The sequence below is a fragment of the Streptomyces sp. Xyl84 genome (assembly GCF_059731885.1).
Genome location: NZ_AP029183.1, coordinates 617,895 through 636,435 on the forward strand (window position 1 = coordinate 617,895; position 18,541 = coordinate 636,435).

The 18,541-nt window shown below is 74.2% G+C and carries 19 protein-coding genes; 12 read left to right on the top strand and 7 right to left on the bottom strand.

Features of this window, described 5'->3' with window-relative positions:
- Positions 1 to 28 precede the first annotated feature (28 nt).
- Positions 29 to 2,848, bottom strand: a complete 2,820-nt coding sequence (locus AC6I72_RS34440) for an AfsR/SARP family transcriptional regulator (protein ID WP_498005388.1) — start codon at positions 2,846 to 2,848, stop codon at positions 29 to 31.
- Positions 2,849 to 3,336: 488 nt separating this feature from the next.
- Here AC6I72_RS34440 and AC6I72_RS34445 point away from each other — a divergent pair, with 488 nt between their 5' ends.
- From AC6I72_RS34445 to AC6I72_RS34460, 4 genes are all read left to right on the top strand, one after another.
- A complete protein-coding gene (locus AC6I72_RS34445) occupies positions 3,337 to 3,723 on the top strand; it encodes an SH3 domain-containing protein (RefSeq protein WP_498005389.1) in 387 nt (128 codons plus the stop codon).
- A 36-nt stretch (positions 3,724 to 3,759) separates the two neighbouring features.
- Complete coding sequence (locus AC6I72_RS34450) at positions 3,760 to 4,116, top strand: hypothetical protein (RefSeq protein ID WP_498005390.1); 357 nt, start codon at positions 3,760 to 3,762, stop codon at positions 4,114 to 4,116.
- A gap of 258 nt (positions 4,117 to 4,374) precedes the next feature.
- On the top strand, positions 4,375 to 4,905 hold the full coding sequence (locus tag AC6I72_RS34455; RefSeq protein WP_498005391.1) for a hypothetical protein: 531 nt from the start codon (positions 4,375 to 4,377) through the stop codon (positions 4,903 to 4,905).
- 130 nt (positions 4,906 to 5,035) lie between these two features.
- Entirely contained in the window at positions 5,036 to 5,941 is a 906-nt protein-coding gene (locus AC6I72_RS34460) for a LysR family transcriptional regulator (protein WP_498005392.1), read from the top strand.
- A gap of 157 nt (positions 5,942 to 6,098) precedes the next feature.
- Here AC6I72_RS34460 and AC6I72_RS34465 read toward each other — a convergent pair whose 3' ends face one another.
- Entirely contained in the window at positions 6,099 to 6,878 is a 780-nt protein-coding gene (locus AC6I72_RS34465) for an SDR family oxidoreductase (RefSeq protein WP_498005393.1), read from the bottom strand.
- A gap of 396 nt (positions 6,879 to 7,274) precedes the next feature.
- Here AC6I72_RS34465 and AC6I72_RS34470 point away from each other — a divergent pair, with 396 nt between their 5' ends.
- The 4 genes from AC6I72_RS34470 to lanL all read left to right on the top strand — a co-directional run bounded on the left by AC6I72_RS34470 (position 7,275) and on the right by lanL (position 11,445).
- Entirely contained in the window at positions 7,275 to 7,559 is a 285-nt protein-coding gene (locus AC6I72_RS34470; protein WP_498005394.1) for a hypothetical protein, read from the top strand.
- A gap of 298 nt (positions 7,560 to 7,857) precedes the next feature.
- Entirely contained in the window at positions 7,858 to 8,406 is a 549-nt protein-coding gene (locus AC6I72_RS34475; RefSeq protein ID WP_498005395.1) for a GNAT family N-acetyltransferase, read from the top strand.
- A 304-nt stretch (positions 8,407 to 8,710) separates the two neighbouring features.
- Positions 8,711 to 8,893, top strand: coding sequence for an SflA family class IV lanthipeptide (locus AC6I72_RS34480; RefSeq protein WP_037860365.1), 183 nt, complete (start codon positions 8,711 to 8,713; stop codon positions 8,891 to 8,893).
- Positions 8,894 to 8,895: 2 nt separating this feature from the next.
- Positions 8,896 to 11,445, top strand: a complete 2,550-nt coding sequence (lanL, locus tag AC6I72_RS34485; protein WP_498005396.1) for a class IV lanthionine synthetase LanL — start codon at positions 8,896 to 8,898, stop codon at positions 11,443 to 11,445.
- A 331-nt stretch (positions 11,446 to 11,776) separates the two neighbouring features.
- On the opposite strand, the gene AC6I72_RS34490 is transcribed toward lanL, so the two are convergent.
- Entirely contained in the window at positions 11,777 to 11,947 is a 171-nt protein-coding gene (locus tag AC6I72_RS34490) for a hypothetical protein (RefSeq protein WP_027758556.1), read from the bottom strand.
- A 137-nt stretch (positions 11,948 to 12,084) separates the two neighbouring features.
- Between AC6I72_RS34490 and AC6I72_RS34495 the strand changes: the two genes are divergently transcribed.
- The gene (locus tag AC6I72_RS34495; RefSeq protein ID WP_498005397.1) at positions 12,085 to 12,258 is read left to right on the top strand and encodes a CsbD family protein; all 174 of its coding nucleotides are present in this window, start codon (positions 12,085 to 12,087) and stop codon (positions 12,256 to 12,258) included.
- A gap of 212 nt (positions 12,259 to 12,470) precedes the next feature.
- Here the strand turns inward: AC6I72_RS34495 and AC6I72_RS34500 are convergent, their stop codons facing one another.
- A complete protein-coding gene (locus AC6I72_RS34500) occupies positions 12,471 to 13,007 on the bottom strand; it encodes a cysteine hydrolase family protein (RefSeq protein ID WP_498005398.1) in 537 nt (178 codons plus the stop codon).
- A 677-nt stretch (positions 13,008 to 13,684) separates the two neighbouring features.
- Between AC6I72_RS34500 and AC6I72_RS34505 the strand changes: the two genes are divergently transcribed.
- Positions 13,685 to 14,032 carry an STAS domain-containing protein gene (locus tag AC6I72_RS34505; RefSeq protein ID WP_498005399.1) on the top strand — a complete coding sequence of 116 codons (348 nt, stop codon included), beginning with the start codon at positions 13,685 to 13,687 and terminating at the stop codon, positions 14,030 to 14,032.
- 267 nt (positions 14,033 to 14,299) lie between these two features.
- Entirely contained in the window at positions 14,300 to 14,875 is a 576-nt protein-coding gene (locus tag AC6I72_RS34510; RefSeq protein ID WP_498005400.1) for a DinB family protein, read from the top strand.
- A 295-nt stretch (positions 14,876 to 15,170) separates the two neighbouring features.
- On the opposite strand, the gene AC6I72_RS34515 is transcribed toward AC6I72_RS34510, so the two are convergent.
- Positions 15,171 to 15,473 carry a hypothetical protein gene (locus tag AC6I72_RS34515; protein WP_498005401.1) on the bottom strand — a complete coding sequence of 101 codons (303 nt, stop codon included), beginning with the start codon at positions 15,471 to 15,473 and terminating at the stop codon, positions 15,171 to 15,173.
- 383 nt (positions 15,474 to 15,856) lie between these two features.
- Entirely contained in the window at positions 15,857 to 16,687 is an 831-nt protein-coding gene (locus tag AC6I72_RS34520; protein ID WP_498005402.1) for a helix-turn-helix transcriptional regulator, read from the bottom strand.
- 72 nt (positions 16,688 to 16,759) lie between these two features.
- Here AC6I72_RS34520 and AC6I72_RS34525 point away from each other — a divergent pair, with 72 nt between their 5' ends.
- Positions 16,760 to 17,476 carry an SDR family oxidoreductase gene (locus tag AC6I72_RS34525; protein WP_498005403.1) on the top strand — a complete coding sequence of 239 codons (717 nt, stop codon included), beginning with the start codon at positions 16,760 to 16,762 and terminating at the stop codon, positions 17,474 to 17,476.
- 215 nt (positions 17,477 to 17,691) lie between these two features.
- Here the strand turns inward: AC6I72_RS34525 and AC6I72_RS34530 are convergent, their stop codons facing one another.
- Positions 17,692 to 18,411 carry a hypothetical protein gene (locus tag AC6I72_RS34530; protein WP_498005404.1) on the bottom strand — a complete coding sequence of 240 codons (720 nt, stop codon included), beginning with the start codon at positions 18,409 to 18,411 and terminating at the stop codon, positions 17,692 to 17,694.
- Positions 18,412 to 18,541 lie beyond the last annotated feature (130 nt).

Below are 18,541 nucleotides of genomic sequence, written 5' to 3' on the forward strand. Positions count from 1 at the left end.
TGACCGGTCGCCCGGCCCCCTGGGCCGCTCACTGCCCGGCGTGCTCGGCCAGGTGCGCGGCGACGCGCCGGGCGTCGTCGGCGCGGTGCTGGCTCCGGTAGAGCCGCAGCGCGGTGGTCCACGCGGCGCGGGCCTGTACGAGGTCGCCGCGCTCGGCGTGGATGTCCGCGAGGTCGGACCAGGTGTCGGCCTCCCGGTTGGCGTTCCCGATGGCCTGGAAGTGGGCGAGGGCCTGGCGGTAGGCGTAGCAGGCGCGTTCCGTCCGTCCGGTGCGCCAGGCGATGTGGGCCAGGGTGTCCCAGGTGGCGGCCTGGCCCTCGCCGTCGTCGTGGAGCCGCAGCAGGGGCAGCGCCCGCAGGCAGTGCTCCTCGCCGCTGGTGTACCGGCCGAGGCGGGCGAGGGCCCACCCGGTCCCGTTGAGGGCGTTGGCCTCACCGACCTGGTCCCCCAGCCGCCGGTACCCCTCGACCGCCTGCGCGAAGTGCGGCAGGGCCCTCTCGTGGGCGTCGAGGCGCACGTGGACCTCCGCGAGCGCGTGGTGCGACCGGGTGCGCCCCGGCAGGTCGTCGTGGTCGGTGAAGTGGACCAGGGCGGCGTCGAGATGGGGCAGGGCCTCCTCGTGGCGTCCGGCCTGGGCCAGGGCGACGGCCAGCCGCCGGCGGGTGTGCGCGGTGAGGGAGGCGTCCTCGATCGCGCGCGCCGCGTCCAGGGCCAGGTGCCAGGCCTGGATGCTCTCGGCGAAGAGTCCGCGCCGCCAGCGGAAGGTGTGCAGCGACCAGACGAGCCGGCACAGCTGCAGGTGCGCCCCGATCCGCCGGGTCGTCGTGACGATCTCCTGGAGGCAGGCGTACTCGTCCTCGAACCAGGCCAGGGCGCTGTCGGCGTCGTCGAACGAGAGCGGGGCCGGGCCCTGGTCCGCGACGCCCAGCGGGTCCTGCGCGGTGCGGTGCGGGTCCAGGGCGCTGTGCGCCGCGTGGGCGGTGCGGACGTAGAAGCCGACCAGGCGCCCGGTCAGTTCGTCGCGCCGGCCGGCCGCCAGACGGGCCGCCCCTTCCCGCGCGTACAGCCGGACCAGGTCGTGCATCTGGTAGCGCCCGGGGCGGTTCTCCCGTACCAGGCAGGCCTCCTCCAGTCTGCGCAGGGTGCCCCGGGTGTGCGCGGGCGTGCGGCCGGCCAGATGGGCGAGCGCGGCGAGGGAGACGTCCTGGTGGGGTACCAGCCCGAACAGGTTCAGCAGGCGCGCGGCCGGGGGTTCCAGGGCCTGTTCGGACGACGTGAACAGGGCGCGCAGGTTGAGGGACACGTCGCCCGCGTCGAGGGCGTCGAGGCGGGTGCGGGGGTCGAGCAGGTCCTGGGCGAGCTGGTCCAGCGAGGCCGGGGAGAGGTCCACGGCGTGGGCGGCGGCGATGTCGAGGGCGAGGGGCAGCCCCGAGCAGGCGCGGACGATGTCCCGCATCGCGGGTTCGCGGGCCGCGCGGGTGGCGCCGACGCGCTGGGCGAAGAGGCGGGAGGATTCCGCTTCGGGCAGGACACCGAGCCGGACGGAGTCCGCGCCGCACCGGACCTTGAGACCGCTCAGGGTGTTCCTGCTGGTCACCAGGGTGCGGCAGCCCGCGCCCCCGGCCAGCAGCGGCAGTACCTGGGAGGTGTCGCGGGCGTTGTCGAGGACGACGAGGACGCGCCGCCCGTCCATGAGGGTGCGGTACAGCCCCGCCCGGCCCTCCAGGTCCGGGGGCAGTTCGTGGGCGGCGGCGCCCAGGGCCATGAGGAACGCCTGGAGGACGTCCGCCGGGCGGGCGGGCGGGGTGTGCGGGCTGAAGCCGTCGAGCTGGGCGTGGAGCTGGCCGTCGGGGAAGTCCTCGATGTGCTGGTGGGCCCAGCGCAGGGCCAGCCAAGTCTTGCCGATGCCGCCCATGCCGGTGATCGCGCAGACTCCCGGCGCGTCAGGGCCGGTCCGTGCGGCCTGGGCGTCCAGCAGCCGCAGCGCGTCCTGGCGCCCGACGAAACCCACTGGTACGGCGGGCAGTTGGCGCGGGACCCGCGCCGGGGCACGGCCCGGCGGAACACCGGTGGCGGCTGCCGGGCCGGGCGCGGGCAGGTGCAGGGCGTCGTCGAAGGCGAGGATGCGCTGGTACAGCTCCTGGAGGGGCGGGCCCGGGTCCGCTCCCATCTGCTCCACGAGGTCGCCGCGCAGCCGCTCGTAGACGGTGAGGGCCGCGGCGGGCCGTCCACTGCGGTACAGGGCGAGCATGTGCTGGTGGGCGAGGCGTTCGTCGAGCGGGTGGTCGCCGGTGAGCGCCTCCAGGGAGCGGACGGCTTCCGCGTGGAGGCCCTGGGCGAGCAGGAGATCGTGCCGCGCCACGGTGGCGTGCAGGTGCTCGGCCTCCAGCGTGAGGCGGTACCGGTCGAGCCATGCGGAGTTCACACCTGCGAAGGGCCGTCCCCGCCAGAGGGCGAGCGCCTGCTCGTATTTCGGACCGGCCTCCTCCGGTTCTCCCTCGCGCGCCTGCCCGACCAGGTCGCGGAAGCGGAACAGGTCGACGGTCGACGGGTCGGTGCGCAGCACGTAACCGGCCGTCGTGCGGAGGATGTCCCACTCCTGCGCCCGTCCGGCCAGGGAGGTCCGCAGGGCACGGAGGCGGGACACGTAGCTGTAGAGGGCGGCGACCGCGCGCGGCGGCGGCTCTTGGCCCCAGACCCGGTCCACCAACGCGTCCACGGGGACGGGCCGGTTGGCCTCCAGGAGCAGCACGGCGAGGACGCAGCGCTGGCGCGGGGTGCCGGGGACGAGGTCGGATCCGTCGAGGCTGATGACGACGTCACCCAGGAGTCTGAATCGCGTACCCATAGGCCCTTCGTCCGTGTGGCCCTCGGAGCGGCACCGCAGGCCGGACCCGGCTCTTCGCCGGCCGCCCCGCCGTTGCAAGAAGATATCAAGGTCCTTGCAGGGCCGGTGCGGGACTTTGGTGGGGACCGAGGACGCCGCCGGGGGAAGGGCTCGGCCGAGGAACGGGCCGCGGCGCGTGTCGGTCCAGGCCGCAGGGCCGCGCCGGCGCCGGCGGGCGCCGCCCCACGGGGGTGGGCGGAATCCGGCCCGGCACCGGCGCGGCCCGGGCTGGGGCCGGGGCCGCGCGCCCAACGACCGGGGCGCGGAACGGCTGTTGTCCGAAGCGACCGATGCCCGAGACCGTGTCACGCTGGAACGGCCCACGCGCGAACGACCCACGCCAACGACCCACGCCCGAACGGCCCGTGCCCCCCGGGGCGTGGTCGTGCCTCTCCCCCGTGCGACGTCCCTTCCGCTCCGGTACCGGAGCCCCATCGGCAAGGAGAACCATGGCCAAGCACGCTGTACGCACAGGACTCGTCGGCCTCTCGGCCGCCGTCGGACTGCTCGCCGCCACCGGCGGTGTCGGTCACGCCCAGCCGCTGACCACGGCAGGGCACTCGGCCGCCGCGCTGCCCGCGGCCGTCGCGGCCGGCTACGCCGTCGTACCGTACGAGAACGTCAACGTTCGCAAACTTCCCAGCAAGAACGGCGCCTACCTGGCCACGCTCACCGCGGGCAGGACGTACACGGCCTACTGCTGGACGCGCGGCGACACGGTGACCGACCACGGGATCACCAACGACATCTGGATCGGCTTCGCCGACGGCTACAGCAGCGCCGTCTACTTCAAGGGCGACGAGTACGCCAACCTGCCCGTCTCCGCCCGCTGCTGACCGCTCCGCCGTCCCGCCCACCCGAAGGAGAAAACCGTGCGCAACCCCTCACGCAGGGCCGCTGCCGCCGTCGCCGTCGGCGCCGCGCTGGCGTTCGTCGGCGTGTCCGCCCCCACGGCCTCGGCCGCCGACGCCTGCGTCGTCAACGGACCCGCCTACTACTGCCACAACGTCTACGGTGCCGCCGTCTACAACGGCTTCGACAACCCGGGCCCGATCGTCGGCCGCATGTACACGACGTACAGCTGGTTCAGCTGCCGCGTGGACAACGGCGCGTACGTCGGCGGGCCGCACCCTTACCGCTGGCTGCTGACCAAGGCCGACAACGGCGTCTGGGGTTTCATGAAGGACACCTCCATCAGCTCGGAGACCGACCCGGTGATCCCCTGCTGACCGCTTCGGCGCCGGCCGCCCGCACGCGGTGAACGGCGGCTCGCCGGGCGCCCGGAGAGGTGACCGGCGGGCAGCCCGGAGGCGGTCCGGCGGGTGGCCCGGCGGGTGGTCCGGAGAGACATCCCCCTCGTCGTTCGGGTAGCGTGTTTGCGGCCGGGAAGCGGTGTCTTCCCGGACCCTGCGCGCGCTGCGGAGGGCGACCTGTTCCGTGATGGGTGACGCGGCGGCGGTGCCGGCGTCGGGGGAAGTGAGCAAGCCATGGCCATGGTGGGCCTGTTCTGGATCGCCGAGGGCGACGTGTACGTGGGCGCGAAGCCGTCCGGTCTGGCTCCCGGGGTGCGTCTGACCCCCGACGGCGTGGTGGCGCTGGGCGACGGGCAGGCGGGCCTGCACCTGTGGGAGGACGTGCGGGCCCTGACGGTCGCGGACGTCCCCGTGAAGTCCCTGCTGCGGCGGGTCGGCGTGGTCAAGGACCTGACCGTGGACACGGTGATGACCCTGGCCCTGTCCGCGGGCCCGGGCCGGACGGACGAGGCGCCCCCGATGATGACGGTACGGGTGCAGTCGTCCGCCGGGGAGCACGAACTGGGGGCCTACGCGGCCGCGGCCGTCGGCTACTCCGCGACCGAGGTCGACCTCTCCCAGGCCCTCCTGTCCCGCCTCACCGAGGGCGCCGCGACCATGTCCACGACGCTGGCGGCGATGTCGGAGTGGGGCCGCACCCGGGCGGACGGCACGCCCCGGACGGCGGAGCGGGAGAAGCTGCTGCGGGAGTGGCTGGGCCGGTGACGCGGCCCGCCGCCGCTGCCGGCCGGGGCGCGGCGGTCCCGGTCCCCGCGGGAATCCGCGCGGGCCGAACCGGGTTGCCACAGCGGTGACGGAGCGGCGCTCGCGCCGGCGCAGGGAGGAGACAAAGCCGATGAGCCTTCGCCAGTTCGAGTACGCCCTGGCCGTGGCCGAGGCGGGCTCGGTGACGGCCGCGGCGGAGCTGCTGCACGTCGCTCAGCCCTCGGTGTCCCAGCAGATCCGCGGTCTGGAGCGGGAACTCGGTGTGGAACTGTTCGCCCGCACGCCGACCGGGCTGGTGCCCACCGTGGTCGGCCGCGCGTTCCTGCGCGAGGCCCAGGTCGCGGTGAGCGCGTCACGGCGGGCGAGGGCGACAGCGCGGGCCGGCGCCGACGAACTGGTGGGCGAGCTGGTGGTCGTGGTGCAGATGGGCTTCGGCGCACGGCAGTTGCCGCGCGCGCTCAGCGCGCTGCGCCGCCGCTTCCCGCGGCTGGAGATCACCGTCTTCGAGGAGCCCAGCTCCGCCGAGCTGGACCGGCTGTGCCGCCGGGGCGTGGTGGACCTCGCCCTGATGGCGGCGTGCGAGCGGAGCCCCGCCGACGCCCACCACCTCGGCGACGAGGATTTCGTCGTGGTGCTGGGCGCCGGGCACCCCCGACTCGCCGCGGACCGGGTCGAGCTGCGGGAGCTGGAAGGGGAGGCGTGGGTGAGGTTCGACCGCGCCAGCGCGCTCGACGGCGTCCTCGCGAACGTGCTGCTGGACAGCGGTCCGGCCCCGGCCACGGCCGCTCGCGTGTCCCAGACGGCGACGGCCGTGCGCTGGGCGGCGAACGGGCTGGGCGTGACGCTCGTCCCGGCCTCCGCCGTGCCGCACGGTCACGAGCACTTCGCCCGCCCGGTCTCCCCGGCCGTGTCGCAGCCCGTCATCGCCGTTCTCCGCCACAACCCGGGTCCGGCGGAGACGGCCCTGCTCGACCTTCTGCGCGAGGAGAACTGGTCCGGGTCCGCCTCCTCCGCCGCCCCCTCACCGGTGTCCTGACGGCCGGCAGGAACCGGTGCCCCGGGTTCCGCCGCACCGGAACACCGCTGCACCCTGATTCCGGCCGGAATTCCCGTACCGGAATTTTCCGCATCCGGATCCCCGCGACCGGAATTACCGCATCAGAATTCCCCGCACCCCCTTCCGTCGGCCGGTGTCACCCCCGGGAGAATTCGCCGCCGTCCACCACGAGACTGGTTCCGGTCAGCCAGCTCGCCCGGTCGGACACGAGGAACACCACCGCGTGGGCGATGTCGTCGGGCCGGCCGTCGCGCCCCAGCGGCGGGGTGTCGTCCGCGTTGACCTGGCCCGGTGCCGCGTTCAGGCGCGCCCACTGTTCCCGCGTCGCCTCGCCGCCGGGGGTGGCGACCCTGCCGGGCGTCACGGTGTTGACCCGGATCCCGGACGGAGCCAGTTCCTGGGCCAGCCCCCGGCTGTAGTTCTCCAGCGCCGCCTTCGCCGCGGTGTAGTGCAGGAACGGTCCTACGGGGGTGAGGACCGCAGCCGACGAGACGTGCACGATGCTGCCCGAACGCCGTTCCCGCATGCCCGGCACCAGCAGTGCGTCCAGCCGCACCGACGCCAGGAAGTTCAGGTCCAGCGCGTCCTGCCAGTCCTCGTCGGTGATGGCGAGGACGCCTTCGTGAGGGCGCGCCCCGCCCGCGTTGTGGACCACGATGTCCACCACCCCGCCGAGCACCTCCTCCGCGGCCGACGCGAGCGCCTCGGCCCCGGCCCGGGTGCTCACGTCGGCCTGCACGAAGGCGGCGCCCTGCGGCGCCGTGCCCGTCGCCGACCGTGCGGTGGTGAGCACCTGGGCGCCCGCGTCCAGGAGCCGGCGCACGACGGCCGCTCCGATCCCGCGCGTACCACCCGTGACCAGCGCCCGTTTGCCCGCGAGTTCCCGCGTCACCGAGCCGTTCTCGTACGAGGTCATTCCAGAATTCCTTCTCGATCGCGTGTTCATCGCCCGACGGAAAAAGGCATCAACGCCCCGGCGCACAGTGCGCGGATCCGTGGAAGGAATCGCGGCGGCCATGCACCCCGTCGGGTTCGTTTCACGGTACGGCCGGAAAAGAAGGAGAGGCAAAGACGAAATTCCATGAGGCCCTATAGGGGATTCCTATGGCGTCACCCGGATCGGGCGCGCCCGGCGGCGGGGCCGCACCCGGTGGCCTTCAGGCGACACCCTCGGTGCCCGCCCGGCGGACCGGGCCGGTCGGGCGCCCCCCCGGCGCCGCTGCCGCCCCGCCCGTCCTCGCGACCGCGCCGCCACGAGCGGGGCGGAGGCCGCTTGCGCCGTCCGGCGGTCCGCAGGCCGTACTGTCGGGCCATGAGTGGGATCGTCGTCGTGTACGAGCTGGACAGGTCGATGACCGCGGGCGCCGTCGGCGGCGGTGCCCGTACGGACGAGGCGCCGGTCCGCCGGGTGCACGCCGCACCCGCGGCTCCCGGCACCACCGCCTCCCCCGGGCCGCGAACCTTCTGCGGCAAGGACACCTTCGCCATGGAGGCGGCCCCGTGGGTGCCCTCCGAGCACCCGGGTGCCCCCTGGTGCGGCCCCCGGTACGCGGACCGGGTCTGCGGGGACTGCGACACGGCGATGGAAGAGGACTGAGCGGCACCGGTCCGCCCGGCCGAGCACGCGAGGCAGGGCGGGGCAGCGGTCCCGGACCCCGTGGTCAGCCCGCGACGAGGATGCGCTCGACCGCGTCCGCCATCAGGTTCTCGGCCCGGCGCCGGGCCGGCCGGCCCGGCCGGAGCCGCTGGAGAGCGGAGGGCTCGACCGGCTTCGGGCCGCGCCGGAGCGCTGCGGAACGGGCTGAAGGCAGGTCGGGAGGCAGGGCCGGAAGGGCTGGGGGCGCGGCCGGGAACACCGGTCACACGAGAGGCGAGCGTGCGATAGGTTGCCCGGCATGACCGGACTCGGACCCCTCGCCTGGCCACCTGCCCCGATCAGGACCGAGCGGCTGGTGCTCCGCGAGGCCGAGGCCCGGGACCGTGCGACGTTCATCGAGCTGCTCGCCTCACCGGAGGTGCACACCTATCTCGGCGGCCCTCGGTCGCGTGACGCGCTGGAAGACACGTTGCCGGCGGTGCCCGGGTCGCGCTCCGGTCTTTTCGTGGTCGAGCTGGACGGAGCGATGACCGGCACCGTCGAGTTCAACCGCCGTGACGCGGAGCCGGGCGGCCGGGACCGGCCGGGCGCCGGGGAGGCCGAACTCGGCTACCTGTTCCTGCCCCGGGCGTGGGGGCGCGGGTACGCCGCCGAGGCGTGCGCGGCGGCACTCGGCTGGTTCGCCGGGGTGTTTCCCGGCGAGCCGGTGGTGCTCTGCACCCAGACCGCCAACGACCGCTCGATGCGCCTCGCGGCGAAGCTGGGGTTCGCCGAGGTGCGGCGGTTCCAGGAGTGGGGCGCTGAACAGTGGATGGGGGCGCGCTCCTGTCCTCCGCAGTCCGGTTGAGCGTCCGCTGGGACGAAGCGGATGACCGGCGACGGCGGCCGCGCCGGCGCCCGTCGTCCGGACGGCCGGGCTGTTCGGCTTCCGCTCTCCCGCGTCCGCGCCCACACGTGATCCGTCGACGGAGCGCCCTGGGGCGACCTCGGCACGGCGCCCGCGGCATCTCGGGGAGTGGTGCCGGCTGACCCCTTGTCAGCGAGTTCGGCCCTCCTTACCTTTGTGCAGCGAGTCATTGGCCCGGCAGGGCCACCGGCCCGCGACGGCAATTGTCTGCTCCTCAGCGCACGACAGACCATGGAGGCGTCACATGCCCGTAGCCGTGCCGGAACTTCTGGAGACCGACGGATTCCGCGACGCGGGTCCGCTGGAGGTCGACGACGAGGCGATCGAGTTCGAGGACGACGACCGCGGCGACCGCGAGCCCACCGCGTGCCTCTCCGACCCGTGGGTGACCGCCACCACCCGCTTCGCGTGTGACCTGAACTCGTAACGGTGACCGTGTCCATCGCCGGCCGCAGCGGCTGGTCCGACGACACGTGGTCGTACCTGAACGACCCGCGGATGCCGGCGATGGAACACGGCTGGAAACTGCACGTCTCGGCGCGCCCCGGCGACCTCGACGCCGTGACCGGGCTCGTCCTGCCGGTGCTGTCCCGGCACGTCTGCCACGCGAAGTTCGCCCGGGACCCCCAGACGCTGCGCCGCATCAACTCCGGAGTGGTGAGCCCCGCGGTCGTCGGCAAGGCGATCACCGTCTACCCGCTGGCCGGCACCGTGGCCGAGATCGCCCGGGAACTCGTCGCCGTGCTGCGGGACCGGGAGGGCCCACGGGTCGTCAGCGACCGCCGGGTCGACCCGAGGGCCCCGGTCTACTACCGCTACGGTCCCTTCACGGGCGACTACCGGACCGGCCGCAGCGGGCGGCTCGAATCCGTCATGACCGGGCCGGACGGCCGGATCTTCGACGGCCTGGCCGCCGGCCGCTACCGGTGCCCGCCCTGGGCCGAGGACCCTTTCGCACCCGGCTCCGGACGCGGTGACGAGCCGTCCGTGCCCGGCCTCGGCGGCGGACGCTACACGGTCACCGCGGGCATCAGGCGCTCCCCCCGGGGCAACGTCTACCGCGCGGTCGACCGCACTGTGGGGCGGCCCGTGGTGGTCAAACAGGCGAGGGCCTTCGTGGGCGAGGACGAATCCGGCACGGACGCCCGCCACCGGCTGCGCAACGAACGCACGGTCCTCACCGCGCTCGACGGCGTCCCCGGCGTGCCCCGCGCACTGGACTACTTCGCTCACCGGACCGACGAATACCTCGTGATGAGCAGCTGCGGCGACCGGGATCTGCGCCGGGAGGTCCTGCGCAACGGCCCCTACCGGGACGACGGCACCCGGCCGGCGCGCGCCCTGTCCGTCCTCGCCACCCGGCTCCTGCGCGTCCTGGACGCCATCCACGACCGGAACGTGGTCGTCCGCGATCTCAAGCCCGACAACGTCGTGCTCGACGACTCCGGCCCCGGCCACTGCCATGTGATCGACTTCGGGATCAGCGAGCGGGACGGCACCGGGCCGGGAGGGGCGACCCCCGGATACAGCGCGCCGGTTCTGCGCGCGACCGGACCGGCCGCCCCCGCCGACGACCTCTACGCCCTCGGGGCGACCCTCTTCTTCGCCGCCACCGGCATGGACCCGGTGATCGTCGACGCCGACCACGGGGTCAACCGGGACCGGACTCTGGCCTGCCTGGCCCGGGCACTGCCCGGGCGCGCGCACCGGCGGATCCGGTCGTCGATCACCGGCCTCCTGAGCTTCGACCCGGCCGTACGGACCGCCGCCGCAAGCCGCCTGCGCACCGGCGCGGCCGGGCCCGCACACCGGCCCGCACGCCCCCGGATCGACAGCGACCGGCTGGACGAGATCATCGAGCACACGACCGCGTTCTGCGTCGGTGAAGCACACGCGATCGTGGACCCGGTACGGGCCGCCCGGCTGAACGTCCCCACCTCGATCGACGTCTACGGCGGCAGTTCCGGACTCGGGCTGGAACTCCTCCACCACGCGCACCGGCCTGACGTGCGGTCGGCCGTCACCGCGTTGGCACGGTGGACGGCACAGCAGTCCAGGAACCTCCCCCCGGCCTTCTACACGGGGCGCACCGGCGTGGAACTCTTCCTCGCCGAGGCGGGGTGGGAAGCGGTACCGGGTGCGGACGCGCGGTCCGGACATCCCCTCCCCGTCCTGCCCGACCGCGCACCGGACGGCGGACCGCCGGAGGCGGACCTGATCGCGGGCGCCGCCGGTGTCGGCCTGGGCCGGCTGCTGCTCGCCCGGCACGCCCTCCGGTCCGGTGACCGGCGCACCGCGGACGGGCACCTCGCCGTCGCCGCCGGCTGCGACCGGATGCTGGCATCGGGCACCGCCCGGCTGACCCCGGCCGGTCCGGACACGGCCGGCAGCGCCGCGCTCAGCGAGGGCATCGCGCACGGCGAGGCGGGCGTCGCCTGCTTCCTGCTGGAATACGGGGACGCGAGCGGGGACCAAGACGCGATCAGCCGCTCCGCGCGGGCCGCCGCGCGCCTGGCCGCCGTGACACCGGACATCATCGCGGCGGCCGCCGAGCCGGGGGCGACACGCCGCTACGGCTCGTGGTGCCGGGGCCTGGCGGGCATCGGGACCGTACTCGTCCGGGCCGCCGGACTCCTCGACGAGCCCCGGTATCTCGACCTCGCCGCGCGGGCCGCGCGCGCCTGCGCCGCACTGGCACCGCGGATGCCGCTGGTCACACAGTGCTGTGGACTGGCCGGAGTGGGCGAGCTGATGGTGGACGTCGCGGAGGCGTCCGGGGCCGAGGAGTTCCGGGACGCGGCCGAGACCGTCGCCCTGCTCGTCCTGAGCCGCAGCGGCGGCACCTGGTCCCGGCCCGTGTTCCCCGACACCGGTCTCACCGGGCCGAGCGCCGGCTGGGCCGGGGGCTCGGCGGGCGTGCTGGCCTTCTTCAGACGACTGCGCGACGGGGGAGGTCCACGCCTCGGCCTCCTCACCTGACCACTGTCACCGGCAGCACGCTCACCCCTGCCTGGGGAAGGGCCGTCGGCGCCGCATCCGCGCGCTCCGGCCCCGGCCCGGGAACCGCGGCCCGGCCCGGGGCAGCCCGGTCGTCGAGCGGGCGGGTCACGCCGGGGGCGAGGACGTGACCTGGAGGCCGCGCGGGTTCCTGTCGCGCGGGTCCGTCCCCGCCCCCGGCTGCAACGCGCCTACCCCGGATCCCGTTTGGGACGCATTCGCCCGATGCGACCTCTGACCTGCTCCTGTGCAGGCCTGTAGGGCCCGACCGTGTTCCCGGCCGGGCCCTGCGAGGCGTGTGTGCGGTGTCAGGTCACCATCGGTACCAGCGACCGCGGCCGCCTCCGGCGTTGGTGGAGCGCATGACGAACCCGAGCAGCCACACCACCAGGACGATCAGCGCCACCCACCACAGAATCTTGAGGGCGAAGCCGGCGCCGAAAAGGATGAGCGCGAGAAGCAGGACAAGCAAAAGGGGAACCATGGTTATCGACCTCCTGACCTCCGGCTGCCCTGCATTGCGGAGTGCATTCCTCGCTCGCGCCTTTGTTTGTGACGGAAGAGCCAGGGCACAAGCCGCTCACCGATACAGCGAACAGACGCTCTGAGGAGGCTCAGGACATGAGTGCCGGTGAGAAGGCCAAGGCGAAGACCGAGCAGGCCAAGGGCAAGACCGAGGAAGCCGTCGGCAGGACCCTCGGCAACGACCGGATGGCCGCCGAGGGACAGGCCGAGAAGAGCACCGGCGACGCCCGTGAGGCCAAGGAGAAGGCGAAGGACGCCTTCAAGCACTGACGTCCCTTCGTTTCACCCGGTCATCGGAAAAGGGCCTCACCCTCGCAGGGAAGGCCCTTTCCGGTGTCTTCGTTTCCGCCACCCCGCGACCGGGCTTCTGACCGCCGGACCGTGCCGGTGTCACTTCATCCGCGCGCTCCGGATGCGCGCGCTCGAAGTGAGCCGGATCGGCCATGGAGTCACCGGCGGGCTCTGCGCCGCGCCCCCGCCCTCTACGGCCACAACTCGGCGCTGTCGCACACGTGGGCGCCCATGTTGCGCTCCATCATGCACAGGGCGGCGTCGGCGAGATCGCTGTGGATGTGCGCCACCGCGTCTCGCGGGACGACCACGTCCAGGTGGCGGATGTGGGCGTCCAGCGCCGAGTACAGCACGCACTGCTCCGTCACCTGCCCGCACAGGACCAGCCGGTCCACGCCCTGCTCACGCAGCAGATAGGCCAGCGGGGTGTCGTAGAAGACCGAGTGGCGGGCCTTGAGGACGAACAGCGACGAATCGTCGGGCCGGAGCGGTTCGACGAGGTCGGCGTGGGGTCCGGCGAGGGCGTGCTCGAGGAGCTCGCCGTGGTGTGAGCGCCATTCGCCGAAGTTGTCGTTGACGTAGATCACGGGCACGTCCGCGCGGCGAGCCCGCCGCAGCAGACCGGCCACGGCCGGCACCACGGTACGCGCCGAGGGGAGGAGGAGGTCGGCGTCCTTGTGGTCGTAAGTGTTGATCATGTCGATGACGATCAGTGCGGACTTGCTCATGCGTACAGGTTCGCACCGGCGTGCGGTGGACGGCCCCCCGACGCGGGGGATCCTGGACGCCATCGGCAATGCACTCGTCCGGCGGCCGCAGGCCCGGCAACCGCGTCCGGAGGCGACCGGCACCGACCCGAGACGGTGGGTGCACCGTCCGAGAGACCGACAGGGCCGGCCCTGGAAGCGATCGGAAGAAGGTGATGGCGCCGACAGCGGGTGGGCAGGCGGGAGTTCACCTGGACGTGTCAGCGCACAACGGCGCACACGGCCAGGGCGCCGCGGCCTCCGGCAGGACGGGACGAGGCACTCGAGGTTCCGCCTTGCCGCCGTGCGGCGCGTCTGCCGCGGCGGACGGATCCGGGGTGCGGTCCCGTGCCAGGGCGGCCCGCGGCTGTCCGCCGTACGCGGGCACGGCCTCCCCCGCTCGCAGGGGCGCACAGTGGCGTTCTGCTCACAGTCAGATACGGACGGGGTGGTGGGAGGGGGGTCGTGTGTGCCAGGCTGCCATGACAACCAGCCTGGTCTGGTGAGGGGCCCCGCGCCGCCCTTGCAGGTCACCATCCGTGGTCGGGGCGCGGTACGGGTTGTCTCGCTCGGCTGTACGCGGCCCCATGCCGCGTGCTTGATGCCCCCGCTTCGCCGGGGGTGTGATGGGCCCGACCCCACGGAATCGAGGGGCGACCTTGAACGATTTCACCGTCCTCACGCAGCAGCACACCGACCGCACCACGATCGCCGTGAGCGGGGAGGTGGACCTGCAGACCTGTCCACAACTGGCCCAGGCCGCCTTCATCGCCGCCACAGAGAACGAGACACTCCACCTCGACCTGTCCGGAGTGTCCTTCATGGACTCCAGCGGACTGAACCTGCTGGTCCTGCTCCGCCGCCGCCTCCAGGCGAAGGGCGGCCGCCTCACGATCAGCGGCCTCCAGCCCCAGCCCGCCCACCTGCTCCAACTGACCGGCACGTACGAAGTGTTCAGCGACGCCTCTGCGTCCACGCCACCCCCGCCCCACGGGCAACGCCCCTGAGCCAGGACACGATCCCGTACCAGGCGGCCTGACGGCCTCGCCCCGCAGCGACGCGGGCGGTGGCGCCCTCCCCGCAACACCCCCCGAACCGGCCCCTCTGCTTCAGGAGTCGCTCGCGCCCCGGGGAAGGATGGCGTCGGCCCGGTCGAAGACGGGTGCGGGGCCGCCGGCCACAGGGCCCGGCGGGCCGTGCGGGCCGTGCGGGCCGTAGGATCCGCCACCGGAATTCAGTGGCGGAACGGAAGCGATGCGCCCCACGATCCGCTCATGGACTCAGGCGCGCGCGATGACGAAGCAGCGGTGACTCGGTGGACTCCTTCCACCCGCTACCCCGACATGTGGGTCGACCCGGACGACGATCCGCGCGAGACCGCGGCCGGGCCGGTCGGCGAACGCGGCACGCTGCTGGACAGTCTGCGCCACTTCCGCCTGACCATCGAGATGAAGTGCGCGGGCCTGGACGCCGAACAGATGGCCCGGCGCTCCGTACCGCCGTCCACGATGTCCCTGCTCGGGCTGGTGCGGCACATGGCCGAGGACGAACGGCACTTCCGCCGGATGGCCGGCGAGGACGTGCCCAGGATCTACCGCACCGCCGAAGACCGTGACGGCGACTGGAACGGCGCGATCGCCGAGCCGTCGGTCGTGGCGGACGCCTGGCAGCGGTGGCGGACCGAGAGCGAGGTGACCGACCGCTTCATGGCCGGCTTCGCCGACCTCGGCACCCGGACGGGGGAGGCGCCGCTCCGCGAGATCCTGGTGGCCCAGATCGCGGAGTACGCACGGCACTGCGGCCACGCCGACCTGCTGCGCGAGCGGATCGACGGCCGAGTGGGCCAGTGATCAACCGCGCCGTGGAAGGTACGGCGGGAGCTGACCGTCCGGTTCATGCCCGCTGCCGCCGGTCGGCCTCCTGCGACTCCGCGCCCGCCGTGACCCCGGGTTGCCGGAACGGATGACCGCTGGAGCCGCACTCATGGCACGGGCGCACATGGGCGGTCGCGAGCATCCCGTACGGTCCCGGGCGGGATGGCCGAGGACCGTCACCGGCAGTGGCGCGGGGCGGGGTGTCCCGACGGCGCCCTCCCGGCCCGCGTCGGCGCGGCGCGGTCAGGTCCTCACCGTTTCGCTGGGGGCCTCACGCCCTGCCCGGCGTGGTGGACGGCTGCGGCACCGGACCGCCTTCGCCGCCTTCCGCCTGGCACTCGAAGTCGTAGAGCAGGCAGCTCGCCACCGGGGCCGGCGTCGTGGGCCGGCTGGTGGGGTGGGAGGACGGGCCCGGGACGGCCCGGGGCGTCGGGGTGGGCGACGGCCCGGGTCCGGAGGTGGCGCTGCCGCCGGCACCGCCGAACGCGGCCACCAGGATCCCGACTGCGGCGAGGACTACGAGGACGCCGACGGTGGCGGCGACGAGACGCGGAAAGGGCGCGGGGGCGCTCATGACGCGGGGTTCCTTCCGGAGTGACCAGGCCGCCGGACGTGGCCGGCGGCGCGAGTGGTCCAACGCGGCCGACCGGGTGATGGTCACGCTCACGTCAACCTCCCGCACGCCCCGCCACGCCCCGCACGCCCCGCACGCCCCGCAGGTCCCGCAGGTCCCGCATGCCCCGCCCCGCAAGGTGCCGGGCGGGGCCCGGCGGTGTCGGGACGGGACCGGCAGGGTGCCCGGACGGGACCCACGGGGGTGCTCCGGAACGGACCCGCAGGGGTGCTCCGGAGAGGACCCGCAAGAGTGCTCCGGCGGGGACCCGCACGGATCTCCGGCAACGGACTGTGCCTGCCCGGCGGTTACACCTCGGCGGTCGGCTGCGTCCCGGCCCTCGGCTATGCCTCCGCGGTCGGCCCGGCCTGGGCGTTCAGCCTGCTCAGCGTGCGGGCCGAGGGGGAGCCCGGGTCGGCGGTGATCAGGACGACTTCCTGGTCGTCCTCGGGGACGAGGAGGACGTCGCAGTTGAGGCGGAGCCTGCCCGCCGTCGGGTGGTCGACGGTCTTGGTGCGGTGGCCCGGGGCGTGCACCGGGCGGGTCTCCCAGAGCCGGCGGAACTCCTCGCTGCCCGCGTGCAGTTCGGCCAGCAGCGCGGCGAGCCGCGGATCGTGCGGGTAGCGGTCGGCGGCCCGGCGCAGGCGCGCCACCGCGATGTGCCCGAACTCCTCCGTCCCGGAGCTTTCGCGCACCGCTCCCCCGCCGAGGAACCGGCGGCGGGCCAGGTTCACCGTGCCCGTGGCCAGGTGGTCGCCCAGCAGGGCCTGGGCCAGCGGGTTCCAGGCGACGACGCCGTAGGTCGCGTCGGTGACGACCGCTCCGGTGTCCGGCAGGCGCCGGAGCATCCGGGCCACGTGCGGGCGCACGCGCCGTACGGCGCCGGCGGCGGGCGGCGGCGCGCTCGTGCCGGCCAGGCGGAACAGGTGGCTGCGTTCGGCCGGTGTGAGACGGAGGGCCTGGGCCAGCGCGTCGAGGATGCGGGGCGAGGGACGGGGCCCGCGGGCCTGTTCGAGGCGTGTGTAGTAGTCGACGGACATGTGGGCCAGCTCGGCCACTTCCTCCCGGCGCAGGCCCGGCGTGCGGCGCGGGCGCCCGGAGGGCAGGCCCGGTTCGCGCGGGCGCAGGGCCGCGCGGCGCTCCCGCAGGAAACGCGCCAGTTCCTGCCGCGCCATCGCCGCTCCTCCCGCTCGCCTGGTACAGGTTGTCCCTGGTACGGCGGACACCGCCAGGGGACCGTGGCTGTCATGAACGATCGCACAGCACTGGTCACGGGTGCCAACAAGGGCATCGGCAAGCACATCGCCCGCCTGCTCGCGGCGGAGGGTTTCACGGTGTACGTGGGCTCCCGCGACGCCGGGCGCGGGCGGCGGGCCGTCGAGGAGATCGGGGGCGCCGCGCGGCTGCTGGTCCTCGACGTGACGGACCCGGACGGCATCGCCGCGGCCACCGGGCAGGTGGACCGCCTCGACGTCCTGGTCAACAACGCGGGCACCTTGCCCTCGCTCGCTCCGCCGACCGAGACCGGCACGGAGGAGTTCCGGCGTACGTACGAGGCCAACGTGTTCGGGGTCGTGGCGGTGACCAACGCCTTCCTGCCCGCCCTGCGCCGCTCGCCGCACCCCCGGATCGTCAACGTGTCCAGCGGGACCGGGTCACTGACGTGGAGCACGAACCCGAACCCCCAGTTCGTCCCGGGCAGCGGCGGCGCGGCCGCCTACCGGTCGTCGAAGGCCGCCCTGAACGCCCTCACCCTCCTGTACGCGCAGACCCTGGCCGGGGAGGGCTTCAAGGTCAACGCGCTCGCCCCTGGCCGGCGGGCCACCGATCTCAACTCCCGGGCGGCCTCACCCGGCGGGGATCCGGCGGAGGCCGCGCAGGGTGCCCTGCGCCTGGCACTCCTGCCGGACGACGGCCCGACCGGCGCCTTCTTCTCCTGGGACGGAACGCCCGTGCCCTGGTGACCACCGGGACGGATCCGGCCGCGCACACCACGGGAAGGCGGATCCGGCGGCGCACCGCTACGGGGTACGGGCCCGGTGACGCACCACCGCGGGAAACGGGCGCGTCGGCGCACCACCGTGCCGTCGCACGGGGCGCGCCGCCGCGTGTCCGTGGGGGCGCCGCCGCGTTGCCGTCTCTATCGTCGCCGTGCCGTCGCCGTCCCGCCGCTACGGCGTCACTTCAGGCAGCCGGGGGCCGGGAAGGCCGTCGTGGTGGCGGGGTGGCCGCCGCCCTCCATGTTGGTGACGAGCTTGGGCGCCGGGCCGTTGGCGCCGTCGATGCGGGCCAGGAAGCCGGCGCTCTCGGGCAGGCCGGGGTGGCCGCGGTCGACGACGCCGCCGAAGCGGGTGTGGTCGTCGGCGTCCTCGAAGAAGGCGCGCGGGCCCCCGGGGCCGTTGCTGAGCACGGCCAGGGACCCCGCCCCGATGGACGCCTCCTTGACGATCGTGCAGCCGCGTGCGTCGGGCGTGCCGGCCTTGGGGAGCGGGAAGGTCTTGGTGCCCTTGCCGCTCTGCACCTGCAGCGCGGGGGCGGAGCCGCCCACGCCGGTCAGCTTCAGCGACAGGTTCCCCTGCTCGGCGGTGCGGTGGCCGCTGTCCAGCGCGTCGAGGACGCGGAACATGTAGGCGTCGCCCGGCTTCCAGTTCGCCGACACGGCGCGGATCCAGGCCTCGGGGCCGCCCGCGTCCGGGTCGTTGCGCAGGACGGCGACCAGGTTCGGGCCGATGGAGACGGCCTTGCCCGCGTAGCGGGCGGCCGGGTCGGTGATGACGGCGGCGTGGGCGGTCCGGCCCGTGGCCGAGGCGGACGCGGCCGGGAGGACGGCGGTGACGCCGAGGGCACTGACGAGCGCGGCGGCGGCGATGGCGGAACGGCGCGCGGACACGGTAGGCATGAAAGTGGCTCCTGACGAGACGCGGACGGAAGCGGAGACGGAAAGAGGAAGGAGTTCATGCCGCGTCTCACCCGGCGGTACGGGCCGGCCGGTGAGGGTGGGGGGCGACAACAGGAAGGGTACGGAACCT

What these genes read in the sequence shown, in the direction of transcription:
- AC6I72_RS34440 (WP_498005388.1), bottom strand. Translation starts at nt 2,848, where the DNA reads ATGGGTACGCGATTCAGACTCCTGGGTGACGTCGTCATCAGCCTCGAC.
- AC6I72_RS34445 (WP_498005389.1), top strand. Translation starts at nt 3,337, where the DNA reads ATGGCCAAGCACGCTGTACGCACAGGACTCGTCGGCCTCTCGGCCGCC.
- AC6I72_RS34455 (WP_498005391.1), top strand. Translation starts at nt 4,375, where the DNA reads ATGGCCATGGTGGGCCTGTTCTGGATCGCCGAGGGCGACGTGTACGTG.
- AC6I72_RS34460 (WP_498005392.1), top strand. Translation starts at nt 5,036, where the DNA reads ATGAGCCTTCGCCAGTTCGAGTACGCCCTGGCCGTGGCCGAGGCGGGC.
- AC6I72_RS34465 (WP_498005393.1), bottom strand. Translation starts at nt 6,878, where the DNA reads ATGACCTCGTACGAGAACGGCTCGGTGACGCGGGAACTCGCGGGCAAA.
- AC6I72_RS34470 (WP_498005394.1), top strand. Translation starts at nt 7,275, where the DNA reads ATGAGTGGGATCGTCGTCGTGTACGAGCTGGACAGGTCGATGACCGCG.
- AC6I72_RS34475 (WP_498005395.1), top strand. Translation starts at nt 7,858, where the DNA reads ATGACCGGACTCGGACCCCTCGCCTGGCCACCTGCCCCGATCAGGACC.
- AC6I72_RS34480 (WP_037860365.1), top strand. Translation starts at nt 8,711, where the DNA reads ATGCCCGTAGCCGTGCCGGAACTTCTGGAGACCGACGGATTCCGCGAC.
- AC6I72_RS34490 (WP_027758556.1), bottom strand. Translation starts at nt 11,947, where the DNA reads ATGGTTCCCCTTTTGCTTGTCCTGCTTCTCGCGCTCATCCTTTTCGGC.
- AC6I72_RS34495 (WP_498005397.1), top strand. Translation starts at nt 12,085, where the DNA reads ATGAGTGCCGGTGAGAAGGCCAAGGCGAAGACCGAGCAGGCCAAGGGC.
- AC6I72_RS34500 (WP_498005398.1), bottom strand. Translation starts at nt 13,007, where the DNA reads ATGAGCAAGTCCGCACTGATCGTCATCGACATGATCAACACTTACGAC.
- AC6I72_RS34510 (WP_498005400.1), top strand. Translation starts at nt 14,300, where the DNA reads ATGGACTCAGGCGCGCGCGATGACGAAGCAGCGGTGACTCGGTGGACT.
- AC6I72_RS34515 (WP_498005401.1), bottom strand. Translation starts at nt 15,473, where the DNA reads ATGAGCGCCCCCGCGCCCTTTCCGCGTCTCGTCGCCGCCACCGTCGGC.
- AC6I72_RS34520 (WP_498005402.1), bottom strand. Translation starts at nt 16,687, where the DNA reads ATGGCGCGGCAGGAACTGGCGCGTTTCCTGCGGGAGCGCCGCGCGGCC.
- AC6I72_RS34525 (WP_498005403.1), top strand. Translation starts at nt 16,760, where the DNA reads ATGAACGATCGCACAGCACTGGTCACGGGTGCCAACAAGGGCATCGGC.
- AC6I72_RS34530 (WP_498005404.1), bottom strand. Translation starts at nt 18,411, where the DNA reads ATGCCTACCGTGTCCGCGCGCCGTTCCGCCATCGCCGCCGCCGCGCTC.